At 71.5% G+C, this 12,412-nt stretch carries 12 protein-coding genes; 7 read left to right on the top strand and 5 right to left on the bottom strand.

Going from position 1 to position 12,412, the window contains the following annotated elements; translation table 11 throughout:
• Positions 1 to 144 precede the first annotated feature (144 nt).
• Positions 145 to 1,167, top strand: coding sequence for an ABC transporter permease (locus tag AMY39116_RS0331765; protein WP_020421639.1), 1,023 nt, complete (start codon positions 145 to 147; stop codon positions 1,165 to 1,167).
• Complete coding sequence (locus AMY39116_RS0331760) at positions 1,164 to 1,823, top strand: rhomboid family intramembrane serine protease (protein ID WP_020421638.1); 660 nt, start codon at positions 1,164 to 1,166, stop codon at positions 1,821 to 1,823. The genes AMY39116_RS0331765 and AMY39116_RS0331760 overlap by 4 nt, the downstream gene beginning before the upstream one ends.
• Here the strand turns inward: AMY39116_RS0331760 and mca are convergent.
• The gene (gene mca / locus AMY39116_RS0331755; RefSeq protein ID WP_020421637.1) at positions 1,795 to 2,619 is read right to left on the bottom strand and encodes a mycothiol conjugate amidase Mca; all 825 of its coding nucleotides are present in this window, start codon (positions 2,617 to 2,619) and stop codon (positions 1,795 to 1,797) included. The genes AMY39116_RS0331760 and mca overlap by 29 nt on opposite strands.
• 54 nt (positions 2,620 to 2,673) lie before the next feature.
• Between mca and AMY39116_RS0331750 the strand changes: the two genes are divergently transcribed.
• Positions 2,674 to 3,261, top strand: a complete 588-nt coding sequence (locus tag AMY39116_RS0331750; protein WP_027936390.1) for a TetR/AcrR family transcriptional regulator — start codon at positions 2,674 to 2,676, stop codon at positions 3,259 to 3,261.
• Between the two features lie 969 nt (positions 3,262 to 4,230).
• Here the strand turns inward: AMY39116_RS0331750 and AMY39116_RS0331745 are convergent.
• The 3 genes from AMY39116_RS0331745 to AMY39116_RS0331735 form a co-directional block, all read right to left on the bottom strand.
• On the bottom strand, positions 4,231 to 5,499 hold the full coding sequence (locus AMY39116_RS0331745) for a sigma-70 family RNA polymerase sigma factor (RefSeq protein ID WP_020421635.1): 1,269 nt from the start codon (positions 5,497 to 5,499) through the stop codon (positions 4,231 to 4,233).
• Between the two features lie 23 nt (positions 5,500 to 5,522).
• Positions 5,523 to 5,945: a YciI family protein gene (locus tag AMY39116_RS0331740; RefSeq protein WP_020421634.1), complete on the bottom strand. Its 423-nt coding sequence runs from the start codon at positions 5,943 to 5,945 to the stop codon at positions 5,523 to 5,525.
• A gap of 105 nt (positions 5,946 to 6,050) precedes the next feature.
• A complete protein-coding gene (locus tag AMY39116_RS0331735) occupies positions 6,051 to 7,457 on the bottom strand; it encodes an aldehyde dehydrogenase family protein (protein WP_020421633.1) in 1,407 nt (468 codons plus the stop codon).
• 83 nt (positions 7,458 to 7,540) lie between these two features.
• On the opposite strand from AMY39116_RS0331735, the gene AMY39116_RS0331730 reads away from it, so the two are divergent.
• The 3 genes from AMY39116_RS0331730 to AMY39116_RS0331720 all read left to right on the top strand — a co-directional run bounded on the left by AMY39116_RS0331730 (position 7,541) and on the right by AMY39116_RS0331720 (position 10,921).
• Positions 7,541 to 8,944: a PucR family transcriptional regulator gene (locus AMY39116_RS0331730; protein WP_020421632.1), complete on the top strand. Its 1,404-nt coding sequence runs from the start codon at positions 7,541 to 7,543 to the stop codon at positions 8,942 to 8,944.
• Positions 8,931 to 9,866: a ribonuclease Z gene (locus AMY39116_RS0331725; protein ID WP_020421631.1), complete on the top strand. Its 936-nt coding sequence runs from the start codon at positions 8,931 to 8,933 to the stop codon at positions 9,864 to 9,866. The genes AMY39116_RS0331730 and AMY39116_RS0331725 overlap by 14 nt, the downstream gene beginning before the upstream one ends.
• Before the next feature lie 215 nt (positions 9,867 to 10,081).
• Complete coding sequence (locus AMY39116_RS0331720) at positions 10,082 to 10,921, top strand: hypothetical protein (protein ID WP_020421630.1); 840 nt, start codon at positions 10,082 to 10,084, stop codon at positions 10,919 to 10,921.
• Positions 10,922 to 10,997: 76 nt separating this feature from the next.
• On the opposite strand, the gene AMY39116_RS0331715 is transcribed toward AMY39116_RS0331720, so the two are convergent.
• The gene (locus AMY39116_RS0331715; protein WP_020421629.1) at positions 10,998 to 11,381 is read right to left on the bottom strand and encodes a DUF6401 family natural product biosynthesis protein; all 384 of its coding nucleotides are present in this window, start codon (positions 11,379 to 11,381) and stop codon (positions 10,998 to 11,000) included.
• 227 nt (positions 11,382 to 11,608) lie between these two features.
• Between AMY39116_RS0331715 and AMY39116_RS0331710 the strand changes: the two genes are divergently transcribed.
• Positions 11,609 to 12,388 (top strand): alpha/beta fold hydrolase, encoded by a 780-nt coding sequence (locus tag AMY39116_RS0331710; RefSeq protein ID WP_235716257.1) that lies wholly within the window; start codon positions 11,609 to 11,611, stop codon positions 12,386 to 12,388.
• Positions 12,389 to 12,412 lie beyond the last annotated feature (24 nt).

The raw sequence follows: 12,412 nt of genomic DNA, 5'->3' as shown, positions 1-12,412 counted from the left end.
TGATGCGCCGTGGCGGTGCCGCCAGGTGTCACCGTCCGGTGCCGCCCGCAGCTTTCGCCACCGGGCGCGGCACAGCTGAATGACAGCGGGATCGAGTGAATCTTCGCCGCGCGGCTGGGCCCCGCCGCGCCTAGGTTCGGGGCCATGACCAGCGAAGAACCGCGGAGCCTTGCGCACGATCTGCGGGACGCGGTCGCCCCGCGGACCGTTCTGCTGGTGCTCGGGGTGCTGCTCCTGCAGCTCGGCTTCATCCTGTCCTACGTCGGCGCCTTCCACAGCCCGTCGCCGCACCGGGTCGCCGTCGCCGTCGTCGGTCCACAGCAGACGGTCGACCGCATCAACGCCCTCGACGGCACGCCCGTCGAGGCGTCACCGAGCCCAAATGCGGACGACGCGCGCCAACTGGTCCTCGACCGTGACGTGGAGGCGGCCTACCTCGCCGACAGCGGCACCCTCCTGGTCGCGACCGCCGCGGGCCCGGCCCTCGCCACCGCCGTCGAACAGGTCTTCACCCAACTCGGCGCCGCCCAGAACCGCGCACCGGTCGTCCAAGATCTCGTCCCACCGCAGGCCGGCGACGCCCGCGGGCTGACCGCCTTCTACGCGGTCGTCGGCTGGCTCGTCGGCGGCTACCTCGCCGCCGCCGCACTCGGCATCGCGAAGGGCGCCCGTCCCGCGACGCTGCGCCGGACGGTGATCCGGCTCGCCGCGATGGTGCCCTACGCGATCGTGTCCGGGCTGGGCGGCGCGCTGGTCGTCGACCAGGTCCTCGGCGCGCTGACCGGCCACTTCCTGTCCCTGTGGTGGATCGGCGCGGCCCTCACCTTCGCGGCGGCGACCGTCACCATGGCCTTCCAGGTGCTGTTCGGCGTGATCGGCGTCGGCATCACCGTGCTGATCTTCGTGGTGCTCGGCAACCCGAGCGCGGGCGGCGCCTACCAGACCGAGCTGCTGCCGCCGTTCTGGCGCGCGATCGGCGACTGGCTGCCCAACGGCGCCGGCACCGAGGCGATCCGCGACGAGGTCTACTTCGCCGGGAACGCGACCGGCGGCCCGATCACCGTGCTGGTGGTGTGGGGTGCCGCCGGGCTCGTGGTCACCCTGCTCGCGTCCGCGCTCCGGATTCGCCGGGAAAACGCCGATAATTCCATTACCCTGACCGGATGAAGGAACGCGCGTTGCCCAGCGGCGCCGAAGCCCAGGCCATGATCGCCGAGGCGCGCAAGGCGCTGTGGGTGATGGTCGGGTTCCTGGCCGTCATCTGGATCGTGCAGATCGTCAACTGGGCCACCGACTACGCGCTGAGCTTCGACTTCGGCATCCGCGCCCGCGAGCTGAGTTCGCTGCCCGAGGCGCTGACCGCGCCGTTCCTGCATTTCAGCTGGGCGCACATCGAAAGCAATTCCGGGCCGCTGTTCATCTTCGGGTTCCTCGCCGCCTACCGCGGGGTGCGGAAGTTCCTCGGGGTGACGGCGCTGATCGTGGTCGGCAGCGGGCTCGGCGTGTGGCTGGTGTCGCCGCCGAACGGGGTGACCGCCGGCGCGAGCGGCGTGGTGCTGGGCTACTTCGGCTACATCATCGTGCGTGGCTTGTTCGACCGGCGCCCGATCGACATCGTGATCGGGCTCGTGATGGCGCTGTGCTTCGCCTACCAGTTCACCGCGCTGCTGCCGGCCGAGGAGGGCATCAGCTGGCAGGGGCACCTGTTCGGCTTCGGGTCGGGCGTGGTCGGCGGGTGGGTGTTCCGGGAGCGGCGGCGCAAGCAGGTCGAGCCGGCGCCTGCGGATTCGACGGTCATGCTGGATCCGCCGCAGCAGCCGTGATCCCGGCGAACAGGTCGTCCTCCGGCAGGTCGGCCGGGACCAGCGAGCGGGCCAGGACGTAGTCCTCGGTCGGCCACACCTCGCGTTCGACGTCGCGCGGGTGGCGCAGGAACCGGTTGTCGGGGCCGACCTGGGTCTCGTGGGCGAGCAGGGCGCGGTCGCGGGTGTCGAAGTGGTCGGCGCAGTGGATCCGCGTGGTGACTGGGGTGTGGGTGTCCGGCAGTTCGGCGAGGACCTCGGCCATGCCGGAGTCGAGGCCGCGTGCGGTGAGGGCGTCGTGCATGGCCTGGAACCACTCCTTGGTGAGGGTGGCGAGGTAGTAGAGCTTGGCGATCTGCCAGGGCGTGCCGGCGACGGCGTCGAACGCGGCGACCGCGACCTGGTGGGTGCGGATGTGGTCGGGGTGCGGGTAGCCGCCGGTCTCGTCGTAGGTGACGAGCACGTCCGGGCGGAACTCGCGGATGACCTCGACGAGCCTGTCGACGGCGGTGCCGAGGGGTTGCCGGGCGAAGCTGTCGGCGGGCGGGTCGTCGGTGAGGCCGGAGTCGCGGAAGCCGAGGAACCGTTGCCGCACACCGAGGATCTCGCTCGCGCGGGCCATCTCCCGGCGGCGGATCTCGGGCAGGTTTGCGCGGACTTCGGGGGTGTCCAGGCGCGGGTTGAGGACGTCGCCGCGCTCGCCGCCGGTGCAGGTGACGACCAGGACGTCCGCGCCTGCCGCGGCGTAGCGCGCCATCGTGGCGGCGCCCTTGCTGGACTCGTCGTCGGGGTGGGCGTGGACGGTCATGAGCCGCATCTCGGCCTCCAGTTGTTTAGGTCGGACCTAATATTAGGTCAAGCATAGCGTAGGGTGAGGTCCGTGGAGCGCGGGTTGAGGAAGCAGCGGACACGGCAGGCGATCTCCGACGCGGCGACGCGGTTGTTCATCTCGCGGGGGTTCGAGGAGGTGACGATCGCGCAGGTCGCGGAGGCGGCGGAGGTGGCGAAGATGACGGTCACCAACCACTTCCCGCGCAAGGAGGACCTGGTCTTCGACGTGCACGAGTCGTTCGTGGCGAGCCTGGCCGAGGTGCGGGGGCGGCCGCTGGTGCCGGCGTTCCGTCGCGCGTGGCGGGCGGGGCTCGAGCGCCGGGATGCGCTGTTGGGTTTCTCGGGGCCGGAGTTCGCGCGGATGGTCGTCGAGAGCCCGACGCTGCTCGCGCGGTTGCGTGAGTTGCACGAGGAGCGGGAGAAGGCGCTGGCTACTGCGTTGTCGGACTTCGATGAGGACACGGCGCGCGCCGGGGCGGCCCAGATCGCCGGCGTGCACCGCCTGCTGTTCGACGAGGTCCTGCGACGCACCGCAGCCGGCGAGGCGGAACCAGAAATCGCGGCGGCGGTGGGGCGGGCTGGGGAGCGGATGTTCGATCTGCTGGAGGCTGGGCTCGGGTCGCTCTAGCTGCAGTTGCTACGGCTCCCGGGTGGGGAGGGGATCGAGCGGGTTTGATGAGCGGTCCATTCACGCGGCGGTGGTGGGGCTTGTGGTGGGTGGATGAACGGTCCGTTCATGGCTTTGGGAGTCGGTGGGTATGTCGTGCGCCGATGAAGGGCACATTCATGCCGCGATGACGGGATCTGTGGCGGGTAGGTGAACGGCGCGTTCATGTCTTCGCGAGTGGGCGGGCCTGTCGTGCGCCGATGAACGGCCCGTTCATGCCGCGATGACGGGATCTGTGGCGGGTAGGTGAACGCTCCGTTCATGGCTTCGCGAGCGGGTGGGCCTGTCGTGCGCCGATGAACGGCCCGTTCATGCCGCGATGATGGGGTCTGTGGTGTGTGGATGAATGATCCGTTCATGGGTAGATTAACGGTCCATTCATGCCTTCGCGAGCGGGGCGGCATGTCGTGGCTTGATGAACGGTCCGTTCATGCCTTCGGGGCGGGTAGGCATGTCGCGCCTCGATGAATGGTTCGTTCATAGGTTCGCGGGTGGGCCGGTCGTGTGTCGATGAGTGGTCCGTTCATGCCTTCGCGGGCGGGTGGGCCGGTGGTGCCTCGATGAATGGTCCATTCATCGCTTCACGGCTGCACCGCTTCACCGGTGTAGCCGTTGGGCCAGCGGTGACCTGATGAATGGTCCTTTCAATCACGCACGGGTGGACAGGCGGTGGCGGCGGCGATGAACGGGTCCGTTCATCGCCGCGCGTGGGGGCCAGCGGCACGACGATGGACGGTCCATTAGTCGCACCGCAATGAACGGTCCATTCATCGCCACACGAAGAGACCAGCTGCATCACGATGAACGTTCGAGCCAGCGCCGCACGAGGAGACCAGCCGCATCACGATGAACGGTCCGTTCATCCCCCCGCGAAAGGACCACTCGCACCAACATGAACCGTCCACTCCGGACAGCCGTCAGAAACCCCACCTACTCCCCAGCCGCAGCCTTAGCCCGCGCCAGCAGCACATCCCGCTCCCGCGAATTCCGCGTCAACGCAGCCGCCCGTTCGAACTCCGCCCGCGCCTCCGCCAGCCGACCCACCTTCGCGAGCAAGTCGCCTCGCACTGTGGGTAGCAGGTGGTACCTCGCGAGTGCCGGCGAGGCCGCCAGCTCGTCCACCAACGGCAGCGCCGCCTCCGGGCCCGAAGCCATCGACACCGCCACGGCACGGTTCAGCTCCACCACCGGCGACGGCGTCACCTCCGCCAGCTCCCCGTACAGCGCCGCGATCCGCTCCCAATCGGTGTCCTCCGGCGCACCCGCCCGGGCATGGCACGCCGCGATCGCCGCCTGCAGCACGTACGGTCCACGCACCCGCGACAGGCTCTCCGCCCGCTCCAGCGCCGCCAGCCCATGCCCGATCAGCAACCGGTCCCACTTCGCCCGGTTCTGGTCCAGCAACAAGATCGGCTCACCGTCCGGCGTCACCCGCGCCCTGGACCGCGACGCCTGCAACTCCATCAACGCCACCAGCCCGAACACCTCGGGCTCCTGCGGCGCCAGCCCGGCCAGGATCCGCCCGAGCCGCATCGCGTCGGCGCACAGCTGGGGGCGCATCCAGTCGTCGCCGGCCGTCGCGGAATAGCCCTCGTTGAAGATCAGGTACACGACCTCCAGCACGGACCCCAGCCGCTCCGCCAGCTCCGGCCCGGCGGGCACCTCGAACGGCACCTTCTTCTGCGCCAGCGTCCGCTTCGCCCGCACGATCCGCTGCGCCACCGTCGACTCCGGCACCAGGAACGCACGCGCGATCTCGTCCGTCGTCAGCCCGCCCAGCAAGCGCAACGTCAGCGCCACCCGCGCCTCCGTCTTCAGCACCGGGTGGCACGCCGTGAAGATCAACCGCAGCAGGTCGTCCGGCACCTCGTCCGGCTCGACCTCGATCGCCTGCTGCGTCGTCTCCAGGTCGAGCCCGATCTCCTCGTGCTTGCGCTCCGCCATCTTCAGGTGCCGGAAGTGGTCGATCGCGCGGCGCTTGGCGATCGTCATCAGCCACGCGCCCGGGTTCGACGGCACACCCGACGACGGCCACTGCTCCAGCGCCGCCACCAGCGCGTCCTGCGCCAGCTCCTCGGCCAGCCCGACGTCGCGCACCATGCGCGTCAGCGCGGCGATCAGCTTCGCGGACTCGATGCGCCACACGGCGTCGATGGTGCGATGTGCCTCGGTGACCGTCACGGTCACCGAGCACACCACCTCACCGCGGCGAGGGCAAGTTCCTACCGCCCGTGCTGCTCCTCGATCTTCTGCCGCATCCGGTCCTCGGCCTCACGCAGCTCCGGCGTGTACGCCTCACCGAAGTCCTCGGCCTCGAACACCTGCCGGATCTCGATCTCGGTGTCCCGGAACGGCGCCCGCTTCAGCCACTCGACGGCCTCCTCCTTCGACTTCACGTCGAGGATCCAGAAGCCCGCGATCAGCTCCTTCGACTCCGCGAACGGGCCGTCGATCACGGTCGTGCCCTCGCTGGAGTACCGCACCCGCGCACCCTTCGAGCTCGGGTGCAGGCCCTCGCCCGCCAGCATCACACCGGCCTTGACCAGCTCCTCGTTGAACTTGGTCATGTCCGCCAGCTCCTGCTCGGTGGGCATGGCGCCGGCCTCGGTGTTCTCGTCGCCCTTGACCAGGACCATGAACTTCATCGTCTTCTCCCTGCTGTCGAGGTGGTCCCCAATAGGACCGTCACGATGACATCGATCGAGCACCGGGCGAATCGACAACGGCGGACAATTTTCTTTCGGAAATCTTCAGCGCACCCCGGTCAGCACGAGAACCCGCTGCTCAGTGAGGTCTTCCATGGCCGCGCGGACCCCCTCCCGGCCGGTGCCGGACTCCTTCACCCCGCCGTAGGGCATCTGGTCGGCCCGGTAGCTCGGCACGTCGCCGACCACCACGCCGCCGACCTCCAGCCGCGCCGACGCCTCGAACGCGACCCGCAGGTCGTGCGTGAAGACCCCGGCCTGCAAACCGAACCGCGACGCGTTGACCCGCTCGAAGGCCTCCTCCACCGAGTCGACCGGCGCGAGCGACAGCACCGGGCCGAAGATCTCCTCGGCGTTGACCGCGCAGTCCTCGGACGCACCGGCGAGCACGGTCGGCGCCACGGTCGCGCCCTGCCGCGTCCCGCCGGCGAGCAGTTCGGCGCCCGACGCGACCGCGTCGTCGACCCACGACTGCACCCGCACCGCGGCCGCCTCGTTGATCAGCGGGCCCACCTCGCCGTCCACGTCCAGCTTGCGCACGTGGGCGACGACCCGGTCGGCCAGCTCGGCGTACACGTCGCGGTGCGCGTAGACCCGCTGCACTGAGATGCACGACTGGCCGCCCTGGTACGTGCCGAAGGTCGCGATGCGCTGCGCCGCGAACTCCAGGTCCGTCCAGTCCGGGCAGACGATCGCCGCCGCGTTGCCGCCCAGCTCCAGGGTCACGTGCTTGCGCGGCACCCGGTCCTGGATCGACCAGCCGACCGGTCCGGACCCGGTGAACGACACGACCGGCAGCCGCGGGTCCGCGACCAGCTCGCTCGCCGCCTCGTTCGGCATCGGCAGGACCGACCACGAGCCGGCGGGCAGGGCGGTCTCGGCGAGCAGCTCGCCGAGCACCAGCGCGGTCAGCGGAGTCGCGGGCGCGGGTTTGAGCACGATCGGGCAGCCGACGGCGATCGCCGGGGCCACCTTGTGGGCGACGAGGTTGAGCGGGAAGTTGAACGGGGTGATCCCCAGGACCGGCCCGCGCGGCGCGCGCCGGACCAGCGCCAGCCGCCCGGCGGAGGCGGCGTCGGTGTCGAGCCGCTGCAGCTCGCCGGAGAACCGGCGGGCCTCCTCGGCGGCCCAGCGGAAGGTCGACACCCCGCGCCCGACCTCGGCCCGCGCCCACTTCAACGGCTTGCCCGACTCGGCGTGGATCAGGTCCGCGATCTCGTCGGCGCGCTCGGCCAGGCGCCGGGAGACGTGGTCGAGGGCGTCCGCGCGCACGTACGCCGGCAGCTGCGCGACCTCGTGCCGGACGTCGTGCGCGGCGGCGACGGCGGCTTCGACGTCGGCCGCGGTCGCGTTGCTGGTGGTTCCGGCGAGCGCGCCGTCGCGGGGGTTGCGGACTTCGACGAGGTCGTCGCTCGTCGCCGGGCGGCCGGCGACCCAGTAGGGGAAGCTCATCGGTCCAGCATCTGCTCGCCCGGCGTGGACGGAAATGGCCGAACCGGCCAATAAGGGCTCGGAGAACTGGACGAAGTGGCAGAGTGGTGGTCGTGCCGGTGACCCTGCGGCGACTGCTCGCCGACCCGACGCTCGGTCTGCGCGTGCTGGCCGGGCAGTCCGGTTTGGACCGCCCGGTGGGGTGGGTGCACGTCAGCGAGCTGGACGACCCGACGCCGTTCCTCGAAGGCGGTGAGCTGCTGCTGACCACGGGATTGCGGCTGTCCGGCGAGCCTGAGTACGTCACCAGGCTGACGGCGCGGGGGCTGGCCGGGCTCGGGTTCGGCATCGGGCTCAGCCATGCTGAAGCGCCCGCCGCGCTGGTGCGCGCCGCCGCCGACGCCGGGCTACCGCTGCTGGAAGTGCCGCGGCGGACGCCGTTCATCGCGATCAGCAAGGCGGTGTCGGCGGCCCTCGCTGCGGACTCCTACGCCGAGGTCACCGCCACCAACGCGGCGCAGCAGGAGCTGACGCGGGCGGCGTTGCGCGGGCCGGACGCGGCGGTGCGACGGCTGGCTCGGCTGCTCAACGGGTTCGTGCTGCTGGTCGGCCGCGGCGGCGAGCTGGTACGGGCCGCCCCGGCGGCGGCCGCGGAACGGCTGCCGTCGGTGGCGGGCGAGCTGGCGCGGCTGCGTGGCGGGCCGGCGAGCGCCAGTTTCGAGGTGGACGGGCAGCACGTGGTCGTCCAGGTGCTGCGCAACCAGGGGTTCCTCGTCGCCGGGCGGCCGGAGCCGTTCGACCGGACCAGCGGGCACGTGCTGAGCGCCGCCGCGTCACTGCTCACCCTCACGTTGACGCGAGCGCGCGGGCTGGAGTCGGAGCGCCGCAAGGTACATACCGCATGTATGCGTTTGTTGCTGGCCGGGCAGCACGAGCTGGTCGCCGGGATCGTCGGCCTGCCGCCGGAACCGGTCGAGGTGTTCGCGCTGACCGGTCAGGTCGAGCGCGTGCTCGACGCCCTCGACGGCAGCCCGGCGTTCGCCGCCGAGCTGGACGGGTTCGTCGTGGCGATCGGGCCGTCCGGCTGGTCCCCGGAGCTGGCCGGCGGTGTGGCGCCGGCGGCCGGTTACGCCGAACTGGCGCAGGCGCACCAGCGGGCGACGCGCGTCGCGTCGCGGACCGAGCTGGTGCGGTTCCGCGGTGACCTGGTCTCGCTGCTGCCCGCGGAGGAGGCGCAAGCGTTTGCCGCGGCGGTGCTGGAACCGTTGGTGCGCCACGACGAGACCGGGCGTGGCGACCTGGTGGCGTCGCTCGCGGAGTGGCTGCGGCGGCACGGGCAGTGGGACCCGGCGGCGGCGCGGCTCGGCGTCCACCGGCACACCCTGCGCAACCGCATCGCGAAAGTGGCCGAGCTGACCGGGCGCGATCTCGACGACCCGGACGTGCGGGCGGAGCTGTGGACGGCGTTGCGGCTGCGCGGCCTAGGGTCGGGGGGTGTCCGTGCGTGAACTGGTGGTGCTGGGGACCGGGAGCCAGGTGCCGACGCGCACCCGCAACCACAACGGCTACCTGCTGCGCTGGGACGGCGAGGGACTGCTGTTCGACCCCGGCGAGGGCACACAGCGGCAGATGCTGTTCGCCGGGGTGGCGGCCAGTTCGATCACGCGGATCTGCCTGAGCCACTTCCACGGCGACCACTGCCTCGGCGTGCCGGGCGTGGTGCAGCGGTTGTCGCTGGACGGGGTGCGGCACCCGGTGGTCGCGCACTACCCGGCCTCCGGCGCGGAGTACTTCGCGCGGCTGCGGCACGCGAGCGCCTTCCACGAGACGGCGGAGCTGGTGGAGTCGCCGGTGGCCGAGCCGGGTGAGATCGCGCGCGGCGCGTTCGGCCGTCTGCTCGCGCGGCGGCTGTCGCACCCCGTCGAGTCGTTCGGGTACCAGCTGGTCGAGCCGGACACCCGGCGGATGCTGCCGGACCGGCTGGCGGCGCTGGGCGTGCGTGGCCCCGCGGTCGGGCAGCTGCAGCGGGACGGGTTCGTCGAGGTCGGCGGGCGGCGGGTCGAGCTGCCGGCGGTGAGCGAGCCGCGCCGGGGCCAGCGGTTCGCGTTCGTGATGGACACCCGGCTCTGCGACGGCGTCTTCGAGCTGGCCGAGCACGCGGACCTGCTGGTGATCGAGTCGACGTTCCTGTCCGCGGACGCCGCGCTGGCCACCGAGTACGGGCACCTGACAGCCGCGCAGGCCGGACGGGTGGCGGCGGAGTGCGGGGTGCGGACGCTGGTCCTGTCGCACTTCTCGCAGCGCTACCCGGACCCGGAGGCGTTCCGCGCCGAGGCGGCCGCGTCGTTCGGCGGCGAGATCGTGGTGGCCTCCGACGTCAGCCGCATCGCGGTGCCGGCGCGACGCCCCGCGCGAGCGGCGGCCGACTGACTTTTTCCACCCGGTCGGCGCGGCCGCGAAATCGTCGCGAAACCGCCGGTGGGAGCCGTCTTGGTACCCCTGTCGCGATGGGTCCTGCATCACACGCGTGGGGGATACCCGCAGGTCATTGAAGTGTGGCCCTGCCAGGGCTGGGTAGCCACTTCATCGAAAGCGCTTCAGAAACGGGGCGCAGGTTGCTCCTGCAACGGAAGGGAGAGAGGCCAGTGGCAACGTCCAACCTGGCGGCCGTCGACTTCGGCCAGGGTGTGTCCAACGCCTGGAGCGCGGTGGCGACCTTCGTGCCGAAGTTCGTCGCGTTCCTGGTGATCCTCGCGATCGGCTGGTTCATCGCCAAAGCACTGGGCAAGATCGTGAACAAGGTGCTCGAGAAGGTCGGGTTCGACCGGGTGGTCGAGCGCGGCGGCATCAAGCAGATGCTCGCCAAGAGCAAGTACGACGCCTCGGACATCATCGCCAAGCTGGTGTACTACGCGGTCCTGCTGATCGCCCTGCAGTTCGCCTTCGGCGTGTGGGGGCCGAACCCGGTGAGCGGGCTGCTGACGGGGATCGTCGCGTGGCTGCCGAAGGCCGCGGTCGCGATCATCATCGTGGTCGTCGCCGGAGCGATCGCCCGCGCGGTGAAGGACCTGGTCGGCGGAGCGCTGAGCGGCCTGTCCTACGGCAAGACACTGGGCACGATCGCGGCGGTGTTCATCTGGGCGCTGGGCATCATCGCGGCCCTGAACCAGATCGGCGTCGCCACCACCGTCACCACGCCGGTGCTGGTCACCGTGCTCGCGACGATCGGCGGTGTCGTCATCGTCGGCATGGGCGGTGGCCTGGTGAAGCCGATGCAGCAGCGCTGGGAGCGCTGGCTGGGCCGCGCCGAGGAGCAGATCCCGGCCGCCAAGGCGCACGCCGAGGCCTACCAGCGGGGCCGTGAGGACGCGACCCGCGCGACCACCCCGACCGCGGAGGAGGCCACGCAGGAGATGCGCCAGCCGACCGGTTCCATGGGGTCGGACCGCGGCGCGACCATGCGGCCGCCGGAGAGCTTCCGGTAACGACGGGGAACGCCCCAAGACGGGGAGCACAGGGAGAGGCGGCCGGTCCGGCGACGGACCGGCCGTTCTCTTGCGCCTAGCGCAGTTCCAGTTCGAAGCCCTGGCGGTAGTGGGGGTCGTCCATCGAGTTCGCCAGCGTGCAGACCGCCAGCAGGCGGAAGGTCAGCCAGTCCATCGGCCCCGATTCCGGGCCCTGCGGCACGGTCAGCCGCCAGCCGGCTTCGCGCGCGTGGTCGAGCAGGCCGCGCGCGTACCCGGCGAGCAGCACGACTCCCGCGACGGCCGCCGAACCCTCCACGCCCGCGGCGAGGATGTCGCGCACCGCGGCCGCGTGCTGGTCGACCACCGCGGCCAGGCCGGGCGCGGTGGCCACGGCGGCGACGAGCCCCGCGGCGCCCAGCTGGCTGTGCAGATGATTCAGCGTCCGACGGGACGTGCGTTCCGCCCAGACCGCGGCCATACCGAACATGCCTTCCACGGTAACTCCCGGATTCGACCTCGTGGCCGGGGGAGGCGACGATCGACATGGCCGTTTTCCTCGGAGTGGCAACGGGGTGTCAGTGCCGGGTCACCGACGGCGGCCGCGACGGTGCCGAATTTCACGATGGCGAGGTGCGAATGAGCGGGCTCGGCGGGTTTCGGTCGGCGGGTAACCGGGCACGCTACGACGCCGTTTACGACGAAGCGATGCGTGCGATGCCCGAGCCGGCCGCCGTGCGCGATATCCCCACGGCCTTCGGCGTGGTCCGCGTCTACCGCTTCGGCACGGCCGGTGACCCGCTCGTCCTGCTGCCCGGGCGCTGCGGCACGAGCGTCGCGTTCCGGGCGGGCATCCCGGCGCTGGCCCGGCGCCACCGCGTCCACACTGTCGATCCGCTCGGCGAACCGGGTCGCAGCGAGCAGACCGCGCCGATCCGCGACGCCGGGGACCAGGCACGCTGGCTCGACGACACCCTGGCCCGGCTCGGCCTCGGGCGGGCGCACCTGCTCGGCGTCTCGACCGGCGGGTGGCTGGCCGCGAACCTCGCGGTCCGGCGGCCGGAGCGGGTCGCTTCGCTGACGCTGGCCGACCCGGTCGCCACGTTCGCCCCGGTGCCGCCCGGGCTGGTGCTGCGGGCCCTCCCGGTCGGCCTGCGCTACGTCTCGAGCTGGGCCCGGCCGCGGTTCCTCCGCTGGGCCACCGGCGCGGACCCGGCGGACACCGTCGAAGGACGGCTGCTCAGCGCCGGGTTCCAGCACTTCCGGACCGCGCTGCCGCGGCCGGTCCCGTTCACTGACGAGCAGTTGCGTGCTCTCGCCGTGCCCGTGCTGGCGATCATCGCCGGCCGCAGCGTCGTGCACGACCCGCGGCGAGCAGACGCCCGGGCGCGTGCCCTGCTCCAGCGCGGTGAGGTGGAACTGTGGCCGGACGCGGCACCGGTCGAAGAGGTCGCCGAGCGGGCGTCGCGCTTCCTGGCGGCCAGCTGATCTGTCGCGAGTGGACGGTCACGC

The sequence above is a fragment of the Amycolatopsis sp. ATCC 39116 genome, from assembly GCF_000231075.2.
GTDB classification, from domain to species: Bacteria; Actinomycetota; Actinomycetes; order Mycobacteriales; family Pseudonocardiaceae; genus Amycolatopsis_E; species Amycolatopsis_E tucumanensis.
This window is presented reverse-complemented; position numbering and strand designations above follow the sequence as displayed.